At 49.5% G+C, this 22070-nt stretch carries 26 protein-coding genes; 6 read left to right on the top strand and 20 right to left on the bottom strand.

Going from position 1 to position 22070, the window contains the following annotated elements; genetic code table 11:
- Nucleotides 1–336, top strand: a 336-nt coding sequence (locus ACJHVI_RS06425; RefSeq protein WP_483183870.1) for a tyrosine-type recombinase/integrase, incomplete at its 5' end; no start/stop codon positions are given.
- A 94-nt stretch (nt 337–430) separates the two neighbouring features.
- Here the strand turns inward: ACJHVI_RS06425 and ACJHVI_RS06420 are convergent.
- The 15 genes from ACJHVI_RS06420 to cysK all read right to left on the bottom strand — a co-directional run bounded on the left by ACJHVI_RS06420 (nt 431) and on the right by cysK (nt 12394).
- Nucleotides 431–796, bottom strand: coding sequence for a PilZ domain-containing protein (locus ACJHVI_RS06420; RefSeq protein ID WP_483183868.1), 366 nt, complete (start codon nt 794–796; stop codon nt 431–433).
- Nucleotides 793–1740 (bottom strand): DNA polymerase III subunit delta', encoded by a 948-nt coding sequence (locus tag ACJHVI_RS06415; RefSeq protein ID WP_483183866.1) that lies wholly within the window; start codon nt 1738–1740, stop codon nt 793–795. The genes ACJHVI_RS06420 and ACJHVI_RS06415 overlap by 4 nt, the downstream gene beginning before the upstream one ends.
- Nucleotides 1737–2357, bottom strand: a complete 621-nt coding sequence (tmk, locus tag ACJHVI_RS06410; protein WP_483183864.1) for a dTMP kinase — start codon at nt 2355–2357, stop codon at nt 1737–1739. Before tmk ends, ACJHVI_RS06415 begins: the two co-directional genes overlap by 4 nt.
- A complete protein-coding gene (mltG, locus tag ACJHVI_RS06405; protein ID WP_483183862.1) occupies nt 2357–3370 on the bottom strand; it encodes an endolytic transglycosylase MltG in 1014 nt (337 codons plus the stop codon). Before mltG ends, tmk begins: the two co-directional genes overlap by 1 nt.
- A 2-nt stretch (nt 3371–3372) precedes the next feature.
- A complete protein-coding gene (fabF, locus tag ACJHVI_RS06400; RefSeq protein WP_483183860.1) occupies nt 3373–4635 on the bottom strand; it encodes a beta-ketoacyl-ACP synthase II in 1263 nt (420 codons plus the stop codon).
- Nucleotides 4636–4809: 174 nt separating this feature from the next.
- Complete coding sequence (acpP, locus tag ACJHVI_RS06395; RefSeq protein ID WP_112863869.1) at nt 4810–5046, bottom strand: acyl carrier protein; 237 nt, start codon at nt 5044–5046, stop codon at nt 4810–4812.
- An 85-nt stretch (nt 5047–5131) separates the two neighbouring features.
- Entirely contained in the window at nt 5132–5872 is a 741-nt protein-coding gene (gene fabG / locus ACJHVI_RS06390; RefSeq protein WP_483183858.1) for a 3-oxoacyl-ACP reductase FabG, read from the bottom strand.
- 4 nt (nt 5873–5876) lie between these two features.
- Nucleotides 5877–6806, bottom strand: a complete 930-nt coding sequence (gene fabD / locus ACJHVI_RS06385) for an ACP S-malonyltransferase (RefSeq protein ID WP_483183856.1) — start codon at nt 6804–6806, stop codon at nt 5877–5879.
- An 11-nt stretch (nt 6807–6817) separates the two neighbouring features.
- Nucleotides 6818–7786 (bottom strand): beta-ketoacyl-ACP synthase III, encoded by a 969-nt coding sequence (locus ACJHVI_RS06380; RefSeq protein WP_483183854.1) that lies wholly within the window; start codon nt 7784–7786, stop codon nt 6818–6820.
- Nucleotides 7783–8823 carry a phosphate acyltransferase PlsX gene (gene plsX, locus ACJHVI_RS06375; RefSeq protein WP_483183853.1) on the bottom strand — a complete coding sequence of 347 codons (1041 nt, stop codon included), beginning with the start codon at nt 8821–8823 and terminating at the stop codon, nt 7783–7785. The genes ACJHVI_RS06380 and plsX overlap by 4 nt, the downstream gene beginning before the upstream one ends.
- A 17-nt stretch (nt 8824–8840) precedes the next feature.
- On the bottom strand, nt 8841–9044 hold the full coding sequence (gene rpmF / locus ACJHVI_RS06370; RefSeq protein ID WP_115217762.1) for a 50S ribosomal protein L32: 204 nt from the start codon (nt 9042–9044) through the stop codon (nt 8841–8843).
- A 3-nt stretch (nt 9045–9047) separates the two neighbouring features.
- Nucleotides 9048–9572: a YceD family protein gene (locus tag ACJHVI_RS06365; protein ID WP_483183851.1), complete on the bottom strand. Its 525-nt coding sequence runs from the start codon at nt 9570–9572 to the stop codon at nt 9048–9050.
- Between the two features lie 31 nt (nt 9573–9603).
- The gene (locus ACJHVI_RS06360; RefSeq protein ID WP_483183850.1) at nt 9604–10488 is read right to left on the bottom strand and encodes a serine hydrolase; all 885 of its coding nucleotides are present in this window, start codon (nt 10486–10488) and stop codon (nt 9604–9606) included.
- Nucleotides 10489–10528: 40 nt separating this feature from the next.
- Entirely contained in the window at nt 10529–11116 is a 588-nt protein-coding gene (ampD, locus tag ACJHVI_RS06355; RefSeq protein ID WP_483183849.1) for a 1,6-anhydro-N-acetylmuramyl-L-alanine amidase AmpD, read from the bottom strand.
- Nucleotides 11117–11446: 330 nt separating this feature from the next.
- The gene (gene cysK, locus ACJHVI_RS06350) at nt 11447–12394 is read right to left on the bottom strand and encodes a cysteine synthase A (RefSeq protein ID WP_483183848.1); all 948 of its coding nucleotides are present in this window, start codon (nt 12392–12394) and stop codon (nt 11447–11449) included.
- A 240-nt stretch (nt 12395–12634) separates the two neighbouring features.
- Here cysK and ACJHVI_RS06345 point away from each other — a divergent pair, with 240 nt between their 5' ends.
- The 3 genes from ACJHVI_RS06345 to pyk are packed head-to-tail and all read left to right on the top strand — an operon-like array spanning nt 12635 to nt 15639.
- Nucleotides 12635–13606 carry a LysR substrate-binding domain-containing protein gene (locus tag ACJHVI_RS06345; RefSeq protein WP_483183847.1) on the top strand — a complete coding sequence of 324 codons (972 nt, stop codon included), beginning with the start codon at nt 12635–12637 and terminating at the stop codon, nt 13604–13606.
- Nucleotides 13594–14169, top strand: coding sequence for a 5-formyltetrahydrofolate cyclo-ligase (locus ACJHVI_RS06340; RefSeq protein ID WP_483183846.1), 576 nt, complete (start codon nt 13594–13596; stop codon nt 14167–14169). The genes ACJHVI_RS06345 and ACJHVI_RS06340 overlap by 13 nt, the downstream gene beginning before the upstream one ends.
- Nucleotides 14170–14178: 9 nt before the next feature.
- Nucleotides 14179–15639: a pyruvate kinase gene (gene pyk, locus ACJHVI_RS06335; protein WP_483183844.1), complete on the top strand. Its 1461-nt coding sequence runs from the start codon at nt 14179–14181 to the stop codon at nt 15637–15639.
- A 219-nt stretch (nt 15640–15858) separates the two neighbouring features.
- Here pyk and ACJHVI_RS06330 read toward each other — a convergent pair whose 3' ends face one another.
- Genes ACJHVI_RS06330 through ACJHVI_RS06320 form a run of 3 tightly spaced genes read right to left on the bottom strand, consistent with a single transcriptional unit; the run spans nt 15859 to nt 19471 of the window.
- Nucleotides 15859–17109: a NupC/NupG family nucleoside CNT transporter gene (locus ACJHVI_RS06330; RefSeq protein ID WP_483183843.1), complete on the bottom strand. Its 1251-nt coding sequence runs from the start codon at nt 17107–17109 to the stop codon at nt 15859–15861.
- A gap of 18 nt (nt 17110–17127) precedes the next feature.
- The gene (locus tag ACJHVI_RS06325; protein ID WP_483183841.1) at nt 17128–17916 is read right to left on the bottom strand and encodes a 4Fe-4S cluster-binding domain-containing protein; all 789 of its coding nucleotides are present in this window, start codon (nt 17914–17916) and stop codon (nt 17128–17130) included.
- Nucleotides 17917–17926: 10 nt separating this feature from the next.
- On the bottom strand, nt 17927–19471 hold the full coding sequence (locus tag ACJHVI_RS06320) for a YjjI family glycine radical enzyme (protein ID WP_483183840.1): 1545 nt from the start codon (nt 19469–19471) through the stop codon (nt 17927–17929).
- 337 nt (nt 19472–19808) lie between these two features.
- On the opposite strand from ACJHVI_RS06320, the gene ACJHVI_RS06315 reads away from it, so the two are divergent.
- Nucleotides 19809–20375, top strand: a complete 567-nt coding sequence (locus ACJHVI_RS06315) for a hypothetical protein (RefSeq protein ID WP_483183838.1) — start codon at nt 19809–19811, stop codon at nt 20373–20375.
- Between the two features lie 145 nt (nt 20376–20520).
- Nucleotides 20521–21708: a 5-demethoxyubiquinol-8 5-hydroxylase UbiM gene (gene ubiM, locus ACJHVI_RS06310; RefSeq protein WP_483183837.1), complete on the top strand. Its 1188-nt coding sequence runs from the start codon at nt 20521–20523 to the stop codon at nt 21706–21708.
- 51 nt (nt 21709–21759) lie between these two features.
- Here ubiM and ACJHVI_RS06305 read toward each other — a convergent pair whose 3' ends face one another.
- Nucleotides 21760–21888: a hypothetical protein gene (locus ACJHVI_RS06305; RefSeq protein WP_483183836.1), complete on the bottom strand. Its 129-nt coding sequence runs from the start codon at nt 21886–21888 to the stop codon at nt 21760–21762.
- Nucleotides 21889–21934: 46 nt separating this feature from the next.
- Nucleotides 21935–22070 (bottom strand): transposase (locus tag ACJHVI_RS06300; protein ID WP_483183872.1); only part of this gene is annotated, 136 nt, incomplete at its 5' end.

The following is a 22070-nucleotide window of genomic DNA, read 5'->3' as shown; positions in this document are numbered from 1 at the left end:
CACCATCCCGTCCTACCGCCCGAGCGTATCGGCGAATTTTTTCAACGCTTGGCGCAACACTCTAAGCGCAAGACTCAATTAGCCCTAATGCTGTTAATCATCAGCATGACGCGCAGCGCAGAATTACGCTATGGGCAATGGGATGAAATTATTGATACGGAATGGCATATCCCAGCCGAACGCATGAAAATGAAACGTCCGCATATCGTTCCCTTATCTGATTGGGCATTGGCGATATTAGCCGAATTACGCCAACTTAACCGCTATCACAGCCCTTATTTTCTGACAGGCAACCGCAATAAGCCAATCAGCGATATGACCCTTCCAAAGCAATGAAAAGAATGGGCTATGATGGATTGCCGTAGCTTATCGGTTTAAGCAATGATTGTTAAAGTATTAATTGAATCAGCATGCTGTAGATGCTGTTTCATTACATGGTCATGGTCGGCAAGCCGGTATTGAGCATTTTACCAAGTGCGTTTTCAATGGCTTCACGAATTTTTGGGGCTTCTTTTCCACGCAGTTGGACGCCGATGCCCGGAACGCGTTTGACGGCGGCTTTAGGCGGGTTCAGCCATACGATGCGCCCGGAGGTGGCGAATTTGCCAAATTCTTCAGGCAGTTTGAGAAAGACGAAGACTTCTTGTTCTAGGCTGAAGTTTTCTTCGGTGGGATAGAATAGTCCGCAGCCGTCCACATAGGGCATGTAGGATTGATAGAGGCTGCGAGTGTCTTCGAAATCTAGGCGGATGACGCCTTTTTTCAGTTTGGATTGGGCTTGTTGCTGTTCACTCATAGGATGGGATTCCTTGTTTCCATGTGATGTAAAAGTAGGGTTTTGCTTTGTAATGACCAGTTTAGCGGCTGGCGCTTGCTGCGGCGCAGTTTGCACAGCGCGGCATAGAGGTGGTGTATGCGGTGGATGTCAATCTGCGCGAGTTGCTCTATGTGCTGGGCGGAATTTTGCCAATTTTGCGGGGCGCTGTCTAGTTGTATCCACGCGATGAGGCGTTCGCATTGGTAGCAGAGGAGGTCTAATTGTTCTTCCAGCGGATAGTTGTCCAGCATTTGCAGGAATTGCCGCTGTTGTTTCGGCTGCGCGCAGTAGCGGATAAAGTCGGCAAAGACTGCGAGGGGATTGGCTTGTTCGCGTTGTGCGTAGGCAAGGAAGGGGTTGTTGCGATAGAGGGCTAAAAGTTGTTCGGATTCTGCGCTGTTTATGCCTTGCGTGATGAGCCAGTCTCGAGCTTGCGCAGGGTCGGCTTGGGGTACTTGGTAGCTTTGCGAGCGGCTTAAGATGGTGGCTTTTACGGCGCGACGCGAGGGGGCGCTGAGGATAAAGTGGTTATGCGGACTGGGTTCTTCTAGGGTTTTGAGCAGGGAGTTGAGGGCGCTTTCAAAGTATTTGTCGATGTTTTTTAGATAGATGAAGCGGTGTTTGCCGATGCTGGGGGTGTTGCTGAGTTTGGCGATGAGTTCGCGCACGGCTTCTATGTTGAGAATCTCGTGGGCGATGATGATATCCGGATGGGTGTTTGCTTGGCACAGGCGGCAGGGATGACATTGTCCGCAGGCTTTGCCTTGGCTTCTGTTTTCGCAGAGGCTGGCGGCGATGAGTTGTCGGGCTAGGGCATCGGCATTGTCTTGCTGCGGGTCGATGAGCAGCAGGCAGGCGGTGGGTTGCTCGATGGCTTGTTGTAGTTGCGGGGCGGCGAGGCTTGTCCAAGGGTAGTGCGTCATGAGCGGCAGAGTTCTTGCAGCAGGGGGCTGATGCGGGCAAAGACTTGCTCGGAGCTGCCGCCGGCATTGATGAGTTGCACATGGGATTGGGTTTGGGCGCGTTGGCGGTAGCCTGCATTTATGCGTTGAAAGAATGCGCGGTTTTCTTGTTCGAGGCGGTCGGGGGCTTGATTGCGTTTGGCAAGGCGTTCGGCGGCTTTATCCGGCTCAATCATAAGTATGAGGGATAAATCGGGCTGAAATTCGCCTTGTATGTATTGTTCTAATTGACGGATGAGAGCTCTGTCGATACCGCGTCCTGCACCTTGATAGGCATAGGTGGCGTCATTGAAGCGGTCGCTGAGCACCCATTCGCCGCGTGCAAGTCGCGGGAAGATTTCCGTTTCCAGATGCTGGCGGCGGGCGGCAAAGATGAGGAGGAGTTCGGTTAATTGGGTGGGTTTTAATTCGGGGTCGAGAAAGATGGCGCGGATTTTTTCGCCGACGGCGGTGCCGCCCGGTTCGCGCGTGGTGTAGAGCGTTTTGCCTTGGGCTTGCAAATAGTCGCGGATATGGGCGATTTGCGTGGTTTTGCCTGCGCCTTCGCTGCCGTCGATAGTGATGAATTTACCTTGCATTAGGGGCTTTCCTTTTGGCTGCGGCGGTAGGCTTGTACGGCTTTTTGATGTTCTTGGTAGGTGGCGCTGAAGGTGTGTCCGCCTGTGCCGTTGGCGACAAAGTATAGGCTGTCGCCGGCTTGTGGATTCAGAGCGGCTTTGATGGAGGCGGCACTGGCGAGCGCAATGGGGGTAGGGGGGAGTCCGTAACGGGTATAGGTGTTATAGGGGGTGTCGGTTTGCAGGTTGCGGCGCGTGAGCTTGCCTTGATAGTGTTCGCCCATGCCGTAGATGACGGTCGGGTCGGTTTGCAGGCGCATGTTTTGCTGCAAGCGGCGATGGAATACACCGCTAATTTGGGCGCGTTCGCCGGCTATGCCGGTTTCTTTTTCAATGATGGAGGCGAGAATGAGGGCTTCATAGGGGCTGTTGAGCGTGTCTTTTGTCGTTCGTGTTTCCCAAGCCTGCGCAAGGGTGTTTTGCAGGGCTTGGTGCATGTGCTTGAGGAGGTCGATGTCGCTGTCGCCGTAGTGGAAATGGTAGGTGTCGGGGAGAAATTGTCCTTCCAAACTGCCGTTGATGCCTAGTATGGCGGCGATTTCCGCTTCGCTTTTGCCGTTGAGTTCGTGTTTGAGTTCTGCGGTGGCGGCGATTTGTCGCAGCAGTTCGGCGCTGCGTTTGCCTTCAATGAGTTGGAATTGTAAGACGATGACTTTGCCTGTTTGCAGATTGTTCAGCAGGTCTAGGCTGCTCATATTCGGCTCGATGCGATAGTCGCCGGCTTTGATTTGTGCCGCACCGCCGTTTAAACGCGCATGCAGTATCAATGCCCAAGGATGCTGCAGTCCGTGGGCTTGCAAATCATGGGCAATGCGGTTGATATTGCTGCCTTTCGCAACATGCAGTATGGCTGCGCCGCTTGCTTGCAAGGGCGCATTCAGGCTTTGCTGATAGAGTTTGTAGCCGTAAATTGCTGCGCCTATGCCTAGCAGGAAGAGCAGGAGGAATAGACGGCGTAACAGGCGGATAATCATGTTTAGACGCGGCGGAAAATGAGGGTGGCATTGGTGCCGCCAAAGCCGAAGGAGTTCGACATGGCGATATTGAGCGCAGCGTCGCGTGCCGTGTGCGGGCAGTAGTCTAAATCGCAACCTTCGCCGGGATTGTCTAAATTGATGGTGGGCGGAATTTTGCCGTCTCGCAGCGCAAGAAGGGTAAAGACGGCTTCAAGTCCGCCGGCAGCGCCAAGTGCGTGTCCCGTCATAGATTTGGTACTGCTAACGACGGTACGGTAGGCGGCATCGCCCATGGCTTGTTTGATTGCTTGGGTTTCGGCTAAATCGCCGATTGGCGTGGAGGTGCCGTGCGCATTGATGTAGTCGATTTGTTCGGGATTGATTTGGGCATCGCGTAGGGCATTGCGGATGCAACGCGCTGCGCCATTGCCTTCGGGATGGGTAGCGGTAATATGATAGGCATCGCCACTCATACCCATGCCGATGATTTCGCCGTAAATTTTAGCTCCGCGTGCTTGTGCGCTGTGCAAGGATTCCAATACCAGTACGCCGGCGCCGTCGCCAAGTACAAAGCCGTCGCGGTCTTTGTCCCAAGGGCGGGAGGCTGCTTGCGGCTCGTCATTGCGGGTAGAGAGGGCTTTGGCAGCGGCAAAACCGGCGATTCCCATATCGTTGCCCGCCATTTCCGCGCCACCGGCAACCATGACATCGGCATCGCCTAATTGGATCATACGGTAGGCTTGCGCAATCGAATGGGTGGCGCTGGCACAGGCAGTTGCGGTTGCGAGGGCAGGACCTTTTAAACCGAATCGGATGGACAAATTGCCGGAAATCATGTTGATAATGTTAGCAGGAACATAAAATGGAGAAACGCGTCTGGCGCCGCCGTCAAGGAAATCTTTATAGCCGGAGAGCATGCCGGGCAAGCCGCCGATGCCGGAGCCGATAATAATACCGCTGCGTTCGGCAAGGGCTTCATTATGGGCAAAGTCTATGCCGCTATCTTGAATGGCTTGAATTCCTGCCGCCATGCCGTAATGCACGAAGGTATCCATTTTGCGCGCTTCTTTGGCAGAGAAATATTCGTCGCTGTTAAAATCAATGACATTCGCACGGAAGCGTACAGGTAATGCCGAAGCGTCGTAATCGCTGATAGGGCGTACGCCGCTTTTGCCTGCCAAAATATTGGCCCAAGCGCTGTCGACACTGCTGCCCACGGGGCTGATAATCCCCATGCCTGTTACTACTACCCGATTTAGGGCGCGTGAAGTCATCTCATTCATCAAAAATATTCCTTAACTGATGTCGTGCCTTGCTATTGAAAGAAATACCGCGCTAAGAGCGCAAATGCTTAACTGTCGGATATATTGTTATATTACCGTACAGTAGCGCTAAATAAGAAAAGCCACGGCATGAAGGACACTTCCGTGGCTTTTGGATTCGGATAATGCCCGAGATTAAGCCTGATTGGCTTTGACGTAGTCAATCGCTGTTTGCACAGTCGTGATTTTTTCTGCGTCTTCATCAGGAATTTCGCAGTCAAACTCTTTTTCAAGGGTCATGACTAATTCCACTAAATCTAAAGAATCGGCGCCCAAATCATCAATAAAATGGGCTGCCGGTTTCACTTGTGCTTCGTCAACGCTTAATTGTTCAGCGATAACTTTAATGACACGTTCTTCAATGTTGCTCATGTTTTTTTCCTATTGGATTGATAAAAATTTTCCGCATTATACCGAAATAATGCGCTGGTGCCAGCAGCCTTTTGCATGAAAGGCATTACAGCATGTACAGCCCGCCGTTCACATGCAGAGTTTCGCCTGTGATATAAGCTGCGCCGGCTAAAAATACTGCTGCTTGGGCAATATCTTCCGCCTGTCCGAGTTTTTCTAAAGGCACTGAAGCCAATAAGGCTTGGCGCTGCGCTTCGGGCAGGGCATCGGTCATATCGGTGGCAATAAAACCGGGGGCAATGACGTTCACCGTAATACCGCGGGAACCTAATTCGCGCGCTAAGGATTTGGAGAAGCCGATAATGCCTGCTTTGGCGGCGGCATAATTGGTTTGTCCGGCATTGCCCATCACGCCGACCACGGAGGCAATGTTGATGATGCGTCCGAAACGCGCCTTCATCATATCGCGGCTTGCCGCCTTGCTCATACGGTAGATACTGCCTAAATTGGTGTTAATGACATTATCCCATTGCTCTTGCTTCATGCGCATCAATAGACCGTCGTCAGTAATGCCGGCATTGTTGACCAAAATTTCCACACTGCCGAATGCTTGTTTAATCTCGGCAAAGATTTGCTCAATTGCTGCTTCGTCATTGACATTTAATGCCATACCTTTGCCTTTAAGTCCCGCCGCTTGAATGGCGTCGGTGATTTTTGCTGCGCCGCTGTCTGTAGTGGCAGTGCCGATGACGGTTGCGCCCGCCTGACCCAAGGCGAGCAGGGTAGCTTTGCCGATACCGCGGCTTGCGCCGCTGACTAAGGCGATTTTTCCTGTTAATGTATTCATTTATCTATTGCTCCAAAAAGCTGCGCAAACCTTCTAATTGGTCTGGGCTGTCGAAATTGCCGGCACTGATACGGCTGTCGATACGTTTTGCCAATCCGCTCAATACTTTGCCGGGACCGACTTCAATCACTTTACTAACGCCGGCATCGGCGAGTGCCGTAATGCAATCCGTCCATAAAACGGGTTCATATAATTGTGCGCCCAATGCGGCTTGGATACCGTAGCGGTCTTTGTGTTGTTTGGCATCAACGTTGAAAATCACGGGGATTTTCGGTTCCTGCCAATGAATTTGGTCTAAGAAGAGGCTAAATTTTGCGGCGGCGGAACGCATCAGCGGTGTATGGGACGGTACGCTGACCGGCAATAAGACCGCGCGTTTGGCGCCTGCGGCTTTGGCGGCGACAATTGCTGCATCAACAGCTGCTTTTTTACCGCCGATGACGACTTGACCGGGAGAATTGTAGTTTGCCGGATAGACTTCTCCGCCTTCGGTACCGCTGCATACTTCGCGCACCGCTTTGTCTTCCAAGCCTAAAATTGCCGCCATTGCGCCTTCGCCGAAGGGAACGGCTTCTTGCATAATGCTGCCGCGTTGATGAACCAAAGCGACGGCTTCGGCAAAAGGTAGGGCTTCAGCAACCGTTAAGGCGCTGTATTCGCCGAGAGAATGTCCGGCTAAAAATTGCGGGCTAATCGCTAATTCTTGTTGCAGCACTTCATAGGCGGCATAGCTGGCAGTCAGCAGAATCGGCTGGGTGTAAATGGTGTGATTGAGTTGGTCATCAGGGTTTTCCTGCACGATGGTCCATAAATCTTTGCCGATAATATCGCTGGCTTCTTGAAAGCGTTGCAGGACTTGCGGAAATTGCTCGCTGAGCGCTTTAAGCATGCCGAGGGATTGCGAACCTTGTCCCGGGAAGATGAGGGCTAACATAGAATCTCCTTTTAGTAGCTGAGAATGCAACCGCCCCAAGTGAAGCCTGCGCCGAATGCTTCAAGCAGCACTTTGTGCCCGCGCTGAATTTTTCCGCAACGGATGCCGTCGTCTAAGGCAAGCGGCACGGAAGCGGCAGAGGTATTGGCGTGTCGGTCGACCGTTACAATAACTTTCTCCATGGGCAAATTCAAGTGTTCTGCGGTGGCGGCAATGATGCGTAAATTCGCTTGATGCGGCACGAGAAAATCAATGTCTTGCGCTTGCATTTGGCATTGTTCGAGCAGTTCGCCGACTAAGCTGCTAAGGCTTTTTACCGCTACTTTAAAGACTTCGCGTCCTTGCATTTGCACATAGGGAGAGCGTTGCGCCAAATTTTCATTGGCAGCGCCGGCGCCTTTGTCAATTAATAGCAGCGGACCGTGAGCGCCGTCGCTATGCAGGCTGAATCCGTAAATGCCGGGGGTTTCGCTAGCCTCGACAATAACGGCACCGGCACCATCGCCGAACAAGACTGCTGTGTTGCGGTCCTGCCAGTCCACATGACGACTCAGAACATCAACGCCGATGACTAAAGCGCGGCGCGCCATGCCGCTTTGGATGTAGGCATTTGCCGTAGCCAAAGCAAAAATGAAGCCGGAACAGGCAGCGGAAACATCTAAGGCGGGAATCGGGCGGAAAGGCAGTCTTGCCTGTAATTGCGAAGCATTGCTAGGAAAAACATATTCCGGCGTACTGGTGCCGATAATAATGAGGTCGATGTCTTGCGCCTCATAAGGACTGGCGGCTAAAGCCGCTATCGCGGCTTGCTCGCACATATCGGTGCTGCTTTCATTATCCGCGGCAATATGACGTTGCTTAATGCCGGTACGGCTTTGTATCCACTCGTCAGAAGTATCCATCATGGCGGATAAATCGTGATTGCTAAGCACTTTCTGGGGCAAATAGCTGCCGGTGCTGACAATGCGGGTATAAATCATGCGGGTTTTTCTTCTTCTAGGGGAGGGAGGAGGGTTAATTGCGTACGGATGCGTTCTAAAATACCGTTGCTTGCCGCTAAATAGGCGCGGCTGATGGCATTGGCAAAAGCAAAAGCATCGGCATTGCCGTGGCTTTTGACAACAAGCCCTTGCAAGCCTAATAACATGGCGCCGTTATAAATACGCGGATCCATCGTGCCTTTGAGCTTTTTCAAGATGGGCAATGAGCAAAGTGCGGCTAATTTGGTCAACAAATTGCGCTTGTATTCGCACTCAAGGCTTAATTGAATGAATTTGGCGATGCCTTCAACCGATTTCAGCGCCACATTGCCGACGAATCCGTCGCAGACCACAACGTTCAGCCCTTGTTTGAGGAAAATGTCGTTACCTTCGATGTTGCCGATGTAGTTGATAGGCGCTTGGGCAAGCAGTTTGCCTGCTTCTTTAACCGTATCATTGCCTTTAATCGCTTCTTCGCCGATATTGAGCAAACCGACGGTAGGCTGCGGATTATTATCCAATGCTTTGGATAACTCGGAACCCATGATGGCGAATTGTTCCAATTGCTCGGGTTTGACATCGACGTTGGCACCGAGGTCTAAGCAATGGACGTGCCCGTGCATTGCCGGCAGGGTGGCGCAAATCGCCGGACGCGAAATGCGGGGGAGCATTTTGAGAATGTAGCGCGCGCTTGCCATTAATGCGCCTGTGTTGCCCGCGCTGACGCAGGCTTGAGCACGACCGTCGCGCACCATTTCAATGGCGCGCCACATGGAAGAATCGTTTTTATGCCGCAAAACATTGGTCGGCAGTTCGTCCATCGCCACAATTTGCGAGCTGTGCAAAATCTCACAGCGATTTTTGTCTAATTGGGCGAAAAGGGCGTGCGTTTGAATGGCTTGCTCGTCGCCAACCAAAAGCAAATGCAACGCCGAATGCTGCTGTTGAGCAATTTGCGCTGCTGCCAGTGTGCTGTCTAAGCCAATATCGCCACCCATTGCATCAATGGCGATAGTGACTGTGTTTGTCTGTGTCATCGCGAAGACGCTGAGACTTATTCTTCGTCTTGGAAGTCGAGCGTGTCAGCAGGTTTGACGATGGCTTGGCGGCCGCGGTAGAAGCCGTCTTTGCTTACATGATGGCGTAAGTGGCGTTCGCCGCTGGCGCTGTCGGTTGAAATGGTGGCGAAGCCTAAAGCATCGTGGCTGCGGCGCATGTCACGTTTTGAAGGGGTTTTGCGGTTTTGTTGAACTGCCATGGTTTACTCCTTGTTATTCATTAAATCTTTCAGTTGGGCAAAAGGACTTTGCGGCGCTTCAGCTTCAGTTTGAGCGATGCGGCTTTGTTCAATCGGCAACTGGCAATTGTCGTGCTTGGCAATCATGGGCATTGCCAATAGCACTTCTTCTTCTAAAAACCACGCCAAATCAATTTCTTCATCGGCGCAGACGAGTGTTTCTCTGCCGTCTTCGATTTGCTCTTCTTGGGCTTCGGAGCGCAGAAGAAGGTAGTCGAAGGGCAAGTCCGCCTGCCACTGCATCGCTTGTAAACATCGTTGGCAAGTCAAACTAAGCGATACCTTAAGCTGACCTTTGAGGTGTGCTTTGTTGTCGCTATCGCAATAGCCTTCTATATAGACTTGCATCGGCTTGTGCGCTTCCGCCCAAGCTTTGAGTTCTTGGCTCTGATGAAGATCAAAGGCACCGGAAACGATTCTGCGGCTGCGGGCAAAAAGCCACGGTTCTATGAAACGAGGCAGGGGCTGGTCGGCAGGATGGCGCATCATACATTCAACTCTTTGAAGTGTCAAAAATCTCTTAGCTGTGGACGTATTGGTCGATATAGACATAAGCAATATCGGAAATTTCGCGCATGCGATTGCTACGTTCGGTAATCCAACGGCTGTAATTGCCAGCGGAATTGCTTTTCTCGATGATGCCTGTGAAGGTGTAGGGGCGCAATTGTCCAAAGCGGTTACGGTAGGCAATGATACCGAAGTTTCCGCATAAACGCGAGGTCGAGCCGGTTTTGTCGTAAACGCTGAGGGTCTCGGGGATGTGTTGGGTGTTGACGCTGATGCGGTCGTGGTTTTTGATGCCCATCATTTCTTTTAAGAGGCGGGCGCCCGGCATTTGCTCGTGCCAAAGGGCGTATAAAAAGCGGCTGTAATCGGCGGCGGAGGCTTTGTTACGATAGGTTTTGCCGCCGGCAGGGATGTTTTCCACGATTTGGATGTCGCGGAAGATGTCGGGGGCATGTTTGCGCAGCATCCATTGCACGCTCTTGGGACCGCCCACGCGGCTGAAGAAGTTGTTGGTGTATTCGTTGTTACTGTCGACGATCATGGCGCGCATTTCATCGATAATGCGGCTGTTGAGCGGATAGGCGCCGGCGTTTTTGAGGTAGTGGCAGTAGAGATAGGCTTGGATGACCATAGGTTTGACCATGCTGGCGCTTTGCATCGGGCGGTTTTCATTGATGCCTGCGTAGCTTTTTCCTGTGAGGATGTCGGTAATGTGCCAAGCGGTTTTTTCATCTGCGCTGATCAGTCCGTTTTGACGCATGTCGCTGACCGCCGCTTGGATTTGCGCGTTTAAATCCGCCAGCAGGCTTTGCATGATGATTTGCGCGCGCGCAGGAATCAGCGGGCTTGCGGCAAGCAAGGCGGCGCTTTTGAGGAATTGTCTTTTGCTTAATGCCATGGTCTTGATAAAAAATGAAAGCGCGCAGTCTAGCAAATTTTTACTGCGTGGGGGAGGGGTGCTGTCTGAGCAGGTATTGCAGATAGCTTTGCCGCCAAGCGGGGCCGGGGTCGCTTTTGCGTTGCGGGGCAATGTGGCTGTGGTGGGTAATGTGTTCTAGGTTGAATGTCGGGTGGCGGACGTGCATGGCGATGATGAGTTGCGCACAGCTTTGGTACTGGCGCAGGGTGTAAGGGATGCGGTCTGCACCGTTGAGTTCGATACCGAGGGAGAAGTCGTTGCAGTTTTCTCGTCCTTGATATTGCGATTGTCCGGCATGCCAAGCGCGTTTGAAGGTAGAGACGTATTGCGTGATTGCGCCGTTGCGGGCGATGAAGAAATGCGTGCTGACGCGTAAATCGGCAATGCCGTCAAAGTAGGGATGTATGTGGCGGTCATCCGCGAGTGTGCCCAGAAATAGGGCGTCAATGTATTGGCTGCCGAAATCGAGCGGCGGCAGGCTGATGTTGTGCAAGACACAGAGGCTGATGTCTTGGCCGTCGGGGCGTTCATTGTAATGAGGAGAGGGAAGGTGGCGGGAGTCGGGGGCTTGCAACCAGCCTTGGGCATCAATAAAAAATGGCTTCATGTTGAGAATTTGCTGTGGTTTTGCACAGATTTTATCCACAGGCGGAGATTTTTCAAGCATGGCGGCGGTTTATTCCAAAGCAAGAAATAAATTTGAAATAATTACAATAACCTGTTTTATTCAATTGTTTTTAAACGATTTATTTTTATATGCTCAATTTTTGCGCAAGTGCTTAAACCTCGGTTGCCGTTTGAAAAAAATCTCGTTCGGGCGGAGTTGTCCAAGGTTATCCACAATTCGCGTGGATAAGTGAATAAGGCTTAATCTTGGAAAAAAATGCCCCGCAGAGCAGGGCAAAGAAGAGGATTTTCATGTGAATTTGAAAAGGGTTTAGGGCAGCAGATTGTCATCCGAACCTTCGTTGATGCTCTCGAAGAGGAAGGTGGACATGTAGCGTTCCGAGCCGTCCGGCAGCATGACGAGCAAGACGGAGCCTTCTGCAGCTTTTTGCGCGAATTGCAAGGCGGCATTGAAGGTCGCGCCGCCGGAGATGCCGGTTTGAATGCCTTCTTGGGTGGCGAGGGCCAGGGCGGTGTCGCGGGCTTCTTCGTCGCCGACGGGAATGAGGTGGTCATAGATGTTTTGGTTCATGGTTTCGGCAATGAAATCGGGTACCCAGCCTTGAATTTTATGCGGCGCCCATTCTTTGCCGCCCAGCAATTGGGCGTTGACGGGTTCGGTAGCGACAATTTCCAGTTGCGGACGCGCTGCTTTAAGGACTTCGCCTGTGCCTGAAATGGTGCCGCCTGTGCCGTAGCCGCTGACGAAATAATCGAGTCGGCGGCCGGCGAAGTCGCGCAGAATTTCAGTGGCGGTGGTTTCGCGATGATATTGCGGGTTGGCGGGATTGGCGAATTGATTGGCGAGGAACCAGCCGTTTTTCTCAGCTAATTCTTTGGCGACGCGCACCATGCCTTGTCCGCGTTCGGCGGCAAGGGTTAAGATGACTTTGCCGCCGAAGCTGCGGATGAGTTTGCGTCGTTCAACCGAGAAGGTTTCTGTCATGACGGCGACGAAAGGATAGCCTTTTGCCGCGCAGACCATTGCCAAGGCAATGCCTGTGTTGCCGGAGGTAGCTTCCACGACGGTTTGCCCCGGTTTTAAGAGTCCGCGGCGTTCGGCGTCGGTAATGACGGCATATGCCAAGCGGTCTTTAACCGAACCGCCGGGATTGCGCGATTCCAATTTGACGTACATTTCCACGTGTTTCGGTGCCAGACGGTTGATACGCACGATCGGCGTGTGTCCGATGGTGTCGAGAATGTTGTTGTAAATCATGGGAACTCCTGCTTATTGATAGGTGGGGCTATGGTAGTGGATTTATGATGCCGGGGAAAGAGGATTTATTTATAGCCTTATAGCGTCAGGTTATGGGCTTTATTATGCGATTTGGTTATGAAATCCTGTTGAGCGGAGAAAAATGGGGCTTGAATGCGCTTGCAAATTTTTGATTGGGTATTGGATTTGCATAATTTTGCACATTGTTAACAGCGTATCTGCCAAATAAGCGAAAAGAATATGAAATTACGACAACTGCAATGTGTGTGGGCAGTAGTGCATAACGGCTACAATGTAACGGCCGCCTCGGAGGCTTTGCATATGTCGCAGCCGGCGGTCAGCAAGCAGATTAAGATGTTTGAAGATATGTTGGGTATGCAGGTCTTTAAACGCAATAGCAAAAGTTTTACCGGTTTGACGCCTTTGGGCGATGCTTTAATGCCGGAAATCGACCGCGTGCTGCTGGGTATCGAGAATATCCGCCAGCTGGGGCTGCGCTCGCAGGAAGAGCGTTTTTCGCAATTGCATATCGCCACGACCAATACTTTGGCGCATTACCGCCTTTCCAGCACCATGCCTTATATGCAGCGGGCTTATCCGAATATTCCACTCAATATCATGGAAGGAACCAATAGCCAGATTTTAGAGTGGGTACAAAATCAAGAGGCGGATTTCGCTTGGTTTTCCGCCTTATCTTTAGCTCCCTATGCTAGCGAGTTGCGGCAATTGATTTATTTGCCGGCGATGAGTTGGGATTTAGTCGTCGTACTGCCTAAAAATCATCCTTTGGCGGCAAAAGGTCCGCAATCTTTGGCGGATGTGGCGAAATATCCTTTGATTACTTATGTCACCTCGCATAAAGGTCCTTCGGGCTTGGCGAGCGTGATGGCGGAAGCCGGTTTGCAGCCGCGAATTATTGTTACCGCGCGCAGCGCGGATATGATGAAAAGTTATGCCCGCCGCGGCATGGGGGTTGCCGTGATTGCGGATATGGCATATAACCATGAATTGGATAAGGATTTGGTCATGTATCCGCTCTCGCCCTGGGTGGGGCAGTTCCAAACCTATCTGGCTTGGCACGAAACCAAGCGTCTGCGCGCCGTGCATTATGATTTCATTGAACAAATTGTGCCGGATGCGGATAAATCCGCGGTACAAAGTCATATTCGCCGTATTCAAATCGGCAAGGATCCTGAGGGTTGGGTGATTTAAGCGCCTTGCGCAGGCAGTTGCGCGGACGGCGGCAGGCGATTGCAGGCATGTCGCGTCAGCAAAAAAGCGTGGCAGCGGTGCAATATGCGCGGCAGTTTTTGGCGCAATTATCTTCTTCGCAGCATATCGGCGTTTTTTTGTCTTTGCCGGAAGAAATAGACAGCCGCCCGCTGATCAGTTTTTTATGGCAGCAGGGCAAATCTTTATATTTGCCGATTGTTTCGGCGAAAGATTCACCGCTGATATGGCGCGAATACCGCCAAGACACGAGTTTAAGCAAAGACCGTTTCGGTATTGAAATACCTGCTGATAATTCAGAAGATTGGCAGGGAAAATTGGATGTTGTGTTCCTGCCTTTGGTCGGCGTGGATAGGTGCGGAAACCGTCTCGGCATGGGCGGAGGCTTTTATGACCGCTCGTTTGCCGATAAAATACGCGGGCATTCCCCTTGGCTAATTGGCTTTGCTTATGAATGCCAGTTGATTGAACATCTCCAGCGGCGAGACTGGGATGTGCCACTAGATGCTCTCGTCACTGAAGCGCAATTGTTGCATTTTATTTAAGGAGTTTTTATGAGTCTTAAGCGTGATCTCACCCGTATCAGCCATCACACCAAAATCGTTGCCACTCTCGGTCCTGCCAGCAGCGAGGTAGAGATTCTCGAGCAGATGATTCGTGTGGGTTTGAATGTGGTGCGGTTTAATTTCAGTCATGGCACCGCGGCTTTCCACGAAGAAAATGCACGCAAAGTGCGCGAGGCTTCAGAGCGCGCCGGCCGTCAAGTAGCGATTATTGCGGATTTGCAAGGCCCTAAAATCCGCGTCGGCAAAATTGAAAACGGTCGCATTGATTTGGTCGAAGGCGATACGTTTATTTTAGATGCGGCTTATAAAGGCGAGGGCAATCAGCAGCGCCTCGGCTTGGATTATGAAAATCTGCCTAATGACGTCGCGCCGGGCGATATTTTGTTGTTGGACGACGGTTTGTTAACGCTGACGGTGAAAAAAGTGGACGGCAGCGAGATCCATACCATCGTTGAAAACAGCGCGCCGCTGAAAAGCAATAAAGGCATCAATAAGCAAGGCGGCGGTTTGTCGGCGCCGGCTTTGACCGAAAAAGACATGGAAGATTTGAAAACCGCATTAGCCATCGGCGTGGATTATGTGGCGATCAGCTTTGTGAAATCGGCTGCGGATATGGAATTGGCGCGCCAATTGGTTATGCAGGGAAGTTCTGCGGGGCATAGCGTGCAGCCGGGCTTGATTGCGAAAATCGAGCGCGTGGAAGCGATTCAAAACTTGGAAGAAATCATTAAAGCCAGCGACGGTATCATGGTGGCGCGCGGCGATTTGGCAGTCGAAGTCGGCAATGCTGCCGTACCTGCTCTGCAAAAACAAATGATTTCAATGGCACGCAAATTACGCCGCTTTACCATTACCGCCACTCAGATGATGGAAAGCATGATTGTCAATCCGGTGCCGACCCGCGCGGAAGTATCCGATGTGGCGAATGCCGTATTAGACGGTACGGATGCGGTTATGCTGTCTGCCGAATCGGCGGTGGGTAAATATCCTTTTGAAACCGTGCGTACCATGGCGATTATCTGCCAAGCGGCGGAAAAAGCGGAGCATCCGTTGGAAAATATTGATATGAATATCAATTCGGCCAACCGTATCGACCATGTGATTGCCGAAGGCGCAGTATATGCGGCGCGTAAAATCAATGCCAAAGCCATTGTGGCTTTGACTGAAAGCGGCACCACGCCTTTCCAAATGAGTCGCTACGGCGTGAATATTCCGATTTACGCACTGACTTCCAATGTCAACGTACAGCGTAAAATGGCGATTTACCGCGGCGTACGTCCGATGATGTTGGATGTGAGCAAAGACCAAGAAACTGCCATTCAAGAAGTGGAAGCGCATCTGCAATTCCGCGGCGTGGTAGAAAGCGGCGATTTGTTCGTGATCACCAGCGGTATGCAAATGCGTCAGCAAGGCGCTACTAATACTTTGCAAATTTATCGCGCTAAATAATCCTATAATCCTGTGTAAAACGCCCCTTCGCGGGGCGTTTTTGCTAGAGAAGGAAAAGCCGGCATATGCCGGCTTTTCTATTGATTGTTGATGAACGAGGCGGATTAAGGAATGCTTATGCCGCCTTTTGTTTTATAGTCGAAGAATTGAAAAAGTATTACGGCGTTGGCTCGCCTTGTACTACTTTTCCACTTCTCCGACTATAGTCATCGATATTCTTTAGACTAAAGCAACGCCGCTTAAGTCAATAAAAAGCCCGGCAATCGTAGCGCTCATCAGGTTTGCCAAAGTACCGGCGATAACGGCTTTCATGCCCAAACGCGCAATATCGGAGCGGCGATTAGGCGCCATGCTGCCGATGCCGCCGATTAAAATCGCAATCGCGCTTAAATTGGCGAATCCGCACAAAGCAAAAGTGATGATGGCTTTGGTTTTATCGCTAAGCATAATGACGGCATCAGGTTGTAAATATTTAGCAAATTCCAAATAGCCGACAAATTCGTTAACGGCTAATTTCATACCGATCATTTGCCCGGCAATGCCCGCTTCACTCCAAGGCACGCCGATTAAATAGGCGAGCGGCTGGAAGATATAGCCAAGCAGCACTTGCAGGGTCAATCCTTCAATGCCGAATAATCCGCCGATTCCACCGATAATGCCGTTAATCAATGCAATCATAGCGATAAAGGCGACAAGCATTGCCCCCACATTCACCGCTAATCTCATACCCGAGCTGGCACCATTCGCAAGTGCTTCGACAATATTATGCGGTTTTTCTTCGTCATGCGATTCCTCTAAGGTATCGCGGAAAGTTTCTGTTTGCGGATACAATAATTTAGCAAACAGCAAACCTGCCGGAGCCGCCATAAACGAAGCAGCGATCAAATAGGTTAAAGGCACACCCATGCCCGCGTAACCCGCCAATACCGAACCCGCAATCGAAGCGGTACCGCCCACCATAATGGCAAACAATTCGGATTCTGTCATACGGCTGACAAAGGGTTTAACGACTAAGGGCGCTTCTGTTTGTCCGACAAAAATATTGGCTGCCGCAGACATGGATTCGGCTTTTGACGTGCCTAGGGCTTTTTGCAAACCGCCGCCTAAAATTTTAATAACCCATTGCATGACACCAATATAATAAAGCACGGAAATTAACGCGGAGAAAAAGATAATTACCGGCAATACTTTAACCCCAAAAATAAAGCCGACGTTTGAAGGATCGGCTAATCCTCCGAAAATAAAATTAATGCCTTCGTTGCCGTATGCAATTACAGCGCTGACGCCGTTAGCCATGGATAAAAGTGCATTGCGTCCTGCCGGTACATATAAAATCAATGCTGCAAAAGCAATTTGAATAGATAATGCACCTAATACCGTTCTGAAATTAATGGCTTTTTTATTATTAGATAATAAAAAGCCGATTCCTAAAAGAACAAAAACACCTAAAATACTAATTAATATACTCATAAAAACCCCATCGGATTATCAATAAATAGTCATCACTTTCTGAATACCGCATTGTTCTGCATAAGCCGACAATTCGTCGGTTTCTTTTATGCTGGGAACAAATTTTTCTAACCCATTAGCATCTCTGGCTCCTTTCGTATGAACACGGATAATTTTTAGCAACACATCAGGATATGCTTGAAGCAGTAATGCCACTTTATGAATTAAAGATTTGGCATCAAAAAACTGATTGATAAATACCAAGCGGACTTCTTCAATTTTTTCTTCAGGCAACAGTTTGGATAAATTATATAAATTTCTTTGTAAATTCTCCGGTCTTATATGATGTTTATCGGGAAACAGATTTTCCGGCACGATTCCCTGATGATTTTTGCGGTCTAAACATAAACTTTGCAGCCCCATGCCATCGCCTTTTAAATCAAATAAAAATTTATCTGTTACGGCAATTAAGGGTTTGATAACTTCATAATTGAAAAATCCGCTGCTGTCTAAATAGCAAGTTAGTCCTTCATTTTTCAATGCTTCAAATAAAGGAATAATTTGCTGATAATGAATAGTCGGCTCTCCGCCGGAAATCGTTACGCCTCGAATAAAAGGCACTGCATCCATGACTTGTTCATATAAATATTGCAAACTGACTAATTGGGCATCTTTTGAATAACGGGGAATAGTTTCCGGATTATGGCAATACAGACAGTTTAATTTGCAGCCTTGCAGGAAAATGCTGGTTCTATTCCCTTGTCCTTCAACATTGGAAAAGGGAATGATTCGATGCAGAGGCACAAATATTTCAGAAAGCATTGCCATGAAATTATCGTTACGCGCTAATATTTACATTGTCTTCATCGCGCAATTGGCGATCAAATACATTTGCGCAATCATCAGTTCCTGAGCCGTACCATGTGGTATCACGCAATACCGCTTCGCCTTTGCGATATTTTTCCACTTCGCTTTTCTTAACCAAATATCCGGTTACGCGGATTAAATCGGTATTTTTCAAATAGGTTGTGATATAGCGATAACCATTGGCAAAAGAACCGTCAATAATATCGACGACGGCATCTAAATGATCGGTGTAAGTTTGGTCAAAAGCGAATAAATCTCCCGTTCCTGAAGGGAAATATTTATGGAATGGAGCAGATTGTTTTAAATGCGCCAATAATGTCGGCTCTTCTCCAACGCGGATGCGGTGCGCCGGCGTATTCAGTTTATCTTCGGCATGATTATTAGCGCCGACTTGTGCATGCAATAAATATTGGTTATTGGTGCGTTCCACATATAAACCTGTGTGCGCATCATTGACTTGCTGCAATGTATCCATAATTAAGATGGCGATTTCGTCTCCGCGCTTGCTTTGTCCGAAAGTTTCGTTAATGCCTTCTTGTTTCAGCAAATGATTGACGGCATCTGCCAAGCCGACAATAGCAATCATGCTGGTGAAATTGCTTCTTTTAATAAAACCTTCTTTTACTAAAAAACTGCTGCTGAAAAAGTTGCTTTCTTCTACAAGGAATTTATGCCGTTTATCCATAGTAGAAAGCGCAAGATTTGCGACTTTCGGCAGCAATTGATGAATCATTTCATCAAGACTTTGGCAAGCACGCGCAATCGTTCCTAAGCGCAGACGGGTAAGCGTATAAGCGCCGCCGCATTCCGGCAGCGCGTTATAGCAGCTGGCAATCCCGTAATCATCGCCTAAATCTGCGCGGTAATAGGCATCATTGGCAAAAGAGGGTTTAGAAACTAATAAACAGGCTTTAGCAGCCAATTCGGCAAATTCGCGCGACGTTTTTTCTTTATCATAGCGAATACTCATATTGGGCGTGGTATTTTCTAATTCAATCACCGCTTTTAATATCAAACGCCCCGCTTTAGTATCATATGGGCCGATATTGGCATGGCAGAATGAATCAGGAATGGTTTTATCGATATGATTTAAAAATCTCTTGATTTTAATATAGTCCTGTTCTTCATTTGTAATAAGAGGATCTAATAAGACATCCAATCTTCCGATATAGACCGGATAAGTCGTGATGGAAGGGACATGAGAATATAGAATCAGCAAGCCGTCTAAAGCCTCGTCTAAGTCTTTAGGCGCAGGCAAATCTAAAAATTCGCAACCTTTGCGGATGTAAACCTCATAGTCCGGCAAAATGTAGCGCGGACGGAAAATCGCATAGCCTTCGTTGAGGTCGCAGATCATTTGGTTTTCGATATGTTCCCACTCTTCCTCGGTATAGCCGAGCAATTCGGTGGGCTTAAATAGACGTTCGGCGATGTTCGCCAAACACATCACTTTTTGCTGGTAGGTCAGATTGTTGGCTTTAACAGTATCTAAAATGTCTTGTAATGATGCTTGCATGATTAATCCTCCATATAATCAGAATGTTAAACTATATTGCAACGTCTTGGTAAAGGTATATTAACAAATTTATAGAATAAATAACAAGTAATGTTTTCTTTGAATGCAGAAAAAACCACAATATTTTTCACAGAAAACCTCAAAAAATCTCATTCTTTCTGCTTGCATAAAAAATGAGAAAAATTAATTCTCTACATTTCAATGTTGAAGAACAAATTTCATGCTAAAAGATCTGAAAAATCTTATCCTATAAGACTTTTAGTGAGCTTAATAGAGCTTTGACCGCAAAGGCCGCTGTTTGCGGCTGATAACTAGCGCTTTTCAAAGGAGAAAACACATGAATTTATCCCCTCTGTTACTTACGGTTTGCTTAAGCCTTGCTTGTTTACAAGCATCTGCCGCAGCTGATAAAGCAACTGCTTCAGTAAAAGAAGCAGCCGAGGCGCAGCAACGCATCGAACTGATGCAAAGTTTTGAATATAGCGATGAAAAACAATGTTATGCCGTGATTATGCCGGGCGAGGAAGCGCGTCCTATTTTGAATTTGCTCGTCTCCTCTTACGGCCTGCCGGATTTCGATAAAGCTGCATTGCAAAGCGCTTTAGAAGCCGCAGTTGCGCGCGGCTGCGATGTTAATGAGCTGGGACAGGCAGGCTTAAGTCCTCTGCATGAGGCGGTCTTGTTTAATGAGCCGGAATTGGTGCGCTTTCTGCTCGCCCATGGCGCGGATATCGAACAAAAAATTCAGCGTCCCGACAGCGCAGTCCATGAGTTAAACGCCCGACAGTTTTTAGACAAACTCCTATTGCTTGCCGCCGAAGGCAAGGGCGATATGCGCGATCGCAGTGCCGTGCAAGCCGCCTTGGCGCAGGCGGAGAAAACGCGGGAAAATCAAGAAAAATAAATCATTATCAGAGATGTAAAGTATTGCCTAGCATTTTTACCCGCCACAGCCCATGCTATACTGCGCCGCCTTGAATAGGCGGCGCAATCGCGATATATCGCAGGGCGTTGTTTCTGATATTAGCCTTAGGAATTAGGATAGAACTATGCGTACAGAATTTGACCTCATCATTGTCGGCGCCGGTCCAAGCGGATTGAGTTTGTGCCGCGCATTAGCCGACAGCGGTTTAGATATCGCCGTGATTGACCTGCATTCGGCGGAAGAGCTGAGCAATCCGCCTTTTGACGGACGCGAAATCGCGCTCACCCATCCCTCAAAACATATCTTGGAAAACCTAGGCATTTGGCAGGGCTTTGCCGAAGATGAGATTTATTTCTTGCGCGAAGCCAAAGTCGTCAATGGCGACAGCCCGTATCAACTGCATTTCGCCCTGCCGCCGACCGACAGCAAAAAACGCCCGATTGATACGCTCGGCTATTTGGTTTCCAATCATAATATCCGCCGCGCCGCCTATGCCGCCGCGCAAAAACAACATAATCTCCATTGGTTTTTGCAGGAAAAAGTCGTACATAGCACCAGCGATGCGCAGCGTGCCAGCGTTACGTTATCTAATGGTACGCAATTGCATGCCCCATTATTGGTTGCCGCCGACAGCCGTCTTTCTAGTGTGCGCCGCCAAATGGGCATCGTCTGCGATATGCATGATTTCGGGCGCACTGTCTTGGTTTTCCGTCTTGAACACAGCATCAGCAATGACCATACCGCCTTTGAATGCTTCTTCTACGGCTCGACTCTAGCCCTGTTGCCGCTTACAGACCACATTACCAACTGCGTGATTACCATCGACAGCCGCAAAGTACACACCTTGACTTCGCTCGCACCGCAAGCCTTAGCCGACCATGTTGCCGCGCAAGTGCAGCACCGCTTTGGTGAAATGCGTTTAATCAGCGAAGTTTGCGACTATCCGCTGATGGGAACCCATGCTCGCCGTTTCCATGCCACACGTTGCGCCTTGATTGGCGATGCCGCCTGCGGCATGCATCCTGTTACCGCGCATGGCTATAATCTGGGACTGCAAAGTCAGGAAATTTTGGCACGTCTGATATTGCGTCAACACGGACAAGGCAAGGACATCGGCGCGGATAATATGCTCGCCGCCTATACCCGCCAGCATCAAAGAAATACTTTACCGCTCTATCACGGCACGAATTTGATTGTAAAACTCTTTACCCGCGAAACGCCGATAGCGAAAGTTGTGCGCGGCGGCGTATTGCGTGTGAGCAATAAACTGCCCTTTTTGAAAACCATCATCACGCGGCAACTGACCGGTTAATTGCTCTATGATTCTCTGTTGTGATGAAAAAGCGCCTGTAAAGGCGTTTTTTCATGCCGGATTACTTGGTGAGGTTTCGGCGGCATTTTCCTGCGCTTGCCAGCGATAGGGAAGAATAAAACATAAGAGATTGAGTAGAAATAGCCAGCCGTAGCGCGTTTCAAAGGAATGGGCGGCCATGATTTGGTATTGAATCAGCCATGGGCGGAGCAGCGAAAAAATATAGTCAATTCAAACCAAAGTAGTACGATAATCTATTCTCTACCGTCTTAAATTCTGACAAATGGCTTCTCAACCATTGCTTGATATTAGCCCACGTCTTTTCAATGGGATTTAACTCCGGAGAGTAAGGCGGTAGCGCT

Source organism: Suttonella sp., from assembly GCF_056855035.1.
This window is presented reverse-complemented; position numbering and strand designations above follow the sequence as displayed.

Coding starts and splice junctions, on each gene's coding strand:
- ACJHVI_RS06420 (WP_483183868.1), bottom strand. CDS start 796: ATGAGTGAACAGCAACAAGCCCAATCCAAACTGAAAAAAGGCGTCATC.
- ACJHVI_RS06415 (WP_483183866.1), bottom strand. CDS start 1,740: ATGACGCACTACCCTTGGACAAGCCTCGCCGCCCCGCAACTACAACAA.
- tmk (WP_483183864.1), bottom strand. CDS start 2,357: ATGCAAGGTAAATTCATCACTATCGACGGCAGCGAAGGCGCAGGCAAA.
- mltG (WP_483183862.1), bottom strand. CDS start 3,370: ATGATTATCCGCCTGTTACGCCGTCTATTCCTCCTGCTCTTCCTGCTA.
- fabF (WP_483183860.1), bottom strand. CDS start 4,635: ATGAATGAGATGACTTCACGCGCCCTAAATCGGGTAGTAGTAACAGGC.
- acpP (WP_112863869.1), bottom strand. CDS start 5,046: ATGAGCAACATTGAAGAACGTGTCATTAAAGTTATCGCTGAACAATTA.
- fabG (WP_483183858.1), bottom strand. CDS start 5,872: ATGAATACATTAACAGGAAAAATCGCCTTAGTCAGCGGCGCAAGCCGC.
- fabD (WP_483183856.1), bottom strand. CDS start 6,806: ATGTTAGCCCTCATCTTCCCGGGACAAGGTTCGCAATCCCTCGGCATG.
- ACJHVI_RS06380 (WP_483183854.1), bottom strand. CDS start 7,786: ATGATTTATACCCGCATTGTCAGCACCGGCAGCTATTTGCCCCAGAAA.
- plsX (WP_483183853.1), bottom strand. CDS start 8,823: ATGACACAGACAAACACAGTCACTATCGCCATTGATGCAATGGGTGGC.
- rpmF (WP_115217762.1), bottom strand. CDS start 9,044: ATGGCAGTTCAACAAAACCGCAAAACCCCTTCAAAACGTGACATGCGC.
- ACJHVI_RS06365 (WP_483183851.1), bottom strand. CDS start 9,572: ATGATGCGCCATCCTGCCGACCAGCCCCTGCCTCGTTTCATAGAACCG.
- ACJHVI_RS06360 (WP_483183850.1), bottom strand. CDS start 10,488: ATGGCATTAAGCAAAAGACAATTCCTCAAAAGCGCCGCCTTGCTTGCC.
- ampD (WP_483183849.1), bottom strand. CDS start 11,116: ATGAAGCCATTTTTTATTGATGCCCAAGGCTGGTTGCAAGCCCCCGAC.
- cysK (WP_483183848.1), bottom strand. CDS start 12,394: ATGATTTACAACAACATTCTCGACACCATCGGACACACGCCGATCGTG.
- ACJHVI_RS06345 (WP_483183847.1), top strand. CDS start 12,635: ATGAAATTACGACAACTGCAATGTGTGTGGGCAGTAGTGCATAACGGC.
- pyk (WP_483183844.1), top strand. CDS start 14,179: ATGAGTCTTAAGCGTGATCTCACCCGTATCAGCCATCACACCAAAATC.
- ACJHVI_RS06330 (WP_483183843.1), bottom strand. CDS start 17,109: ATGAGTATATTAATTAGTATTTTAGGTGTTTTTGTTCTTTTAGGAATC.
- ACJHVI_RS06325 (WP_483183841.1), bottom strand. CDS start 17,916: ATGGCAATGCTTTCTGAAATATTTGTGCCTCTGCATCGAATCATTCCC.
- ACJHVI_RS06320 (WP_483183840.1), bottom strand. CDS start 19,471: ATGCAAGCATCATTACAAGACATTTTAGATACTGTTAAAGCCAACAAT.
- ACJHVI_RS06315 (WP_483183838.1), top strand. CDS start 19,809: ATGAATTTATCCCCTCTGTTACTTACGGTTTGCTTAAGCCTTGCTTGT.
- ubiM (WP_483183837.1), top strand. CDS start 20,521: ATGCGTACAGAATTTGACCTCATCATTGTCGGCGCCGGTCCAAGCGGA.
- ACJHVI_RS06305 (WP_483183836.1), bottom strand. CDS start 21,888: ATGGCCGCCCATTCCTTTGAAACGCGCTACGGCTGGCTATTTCTACTC.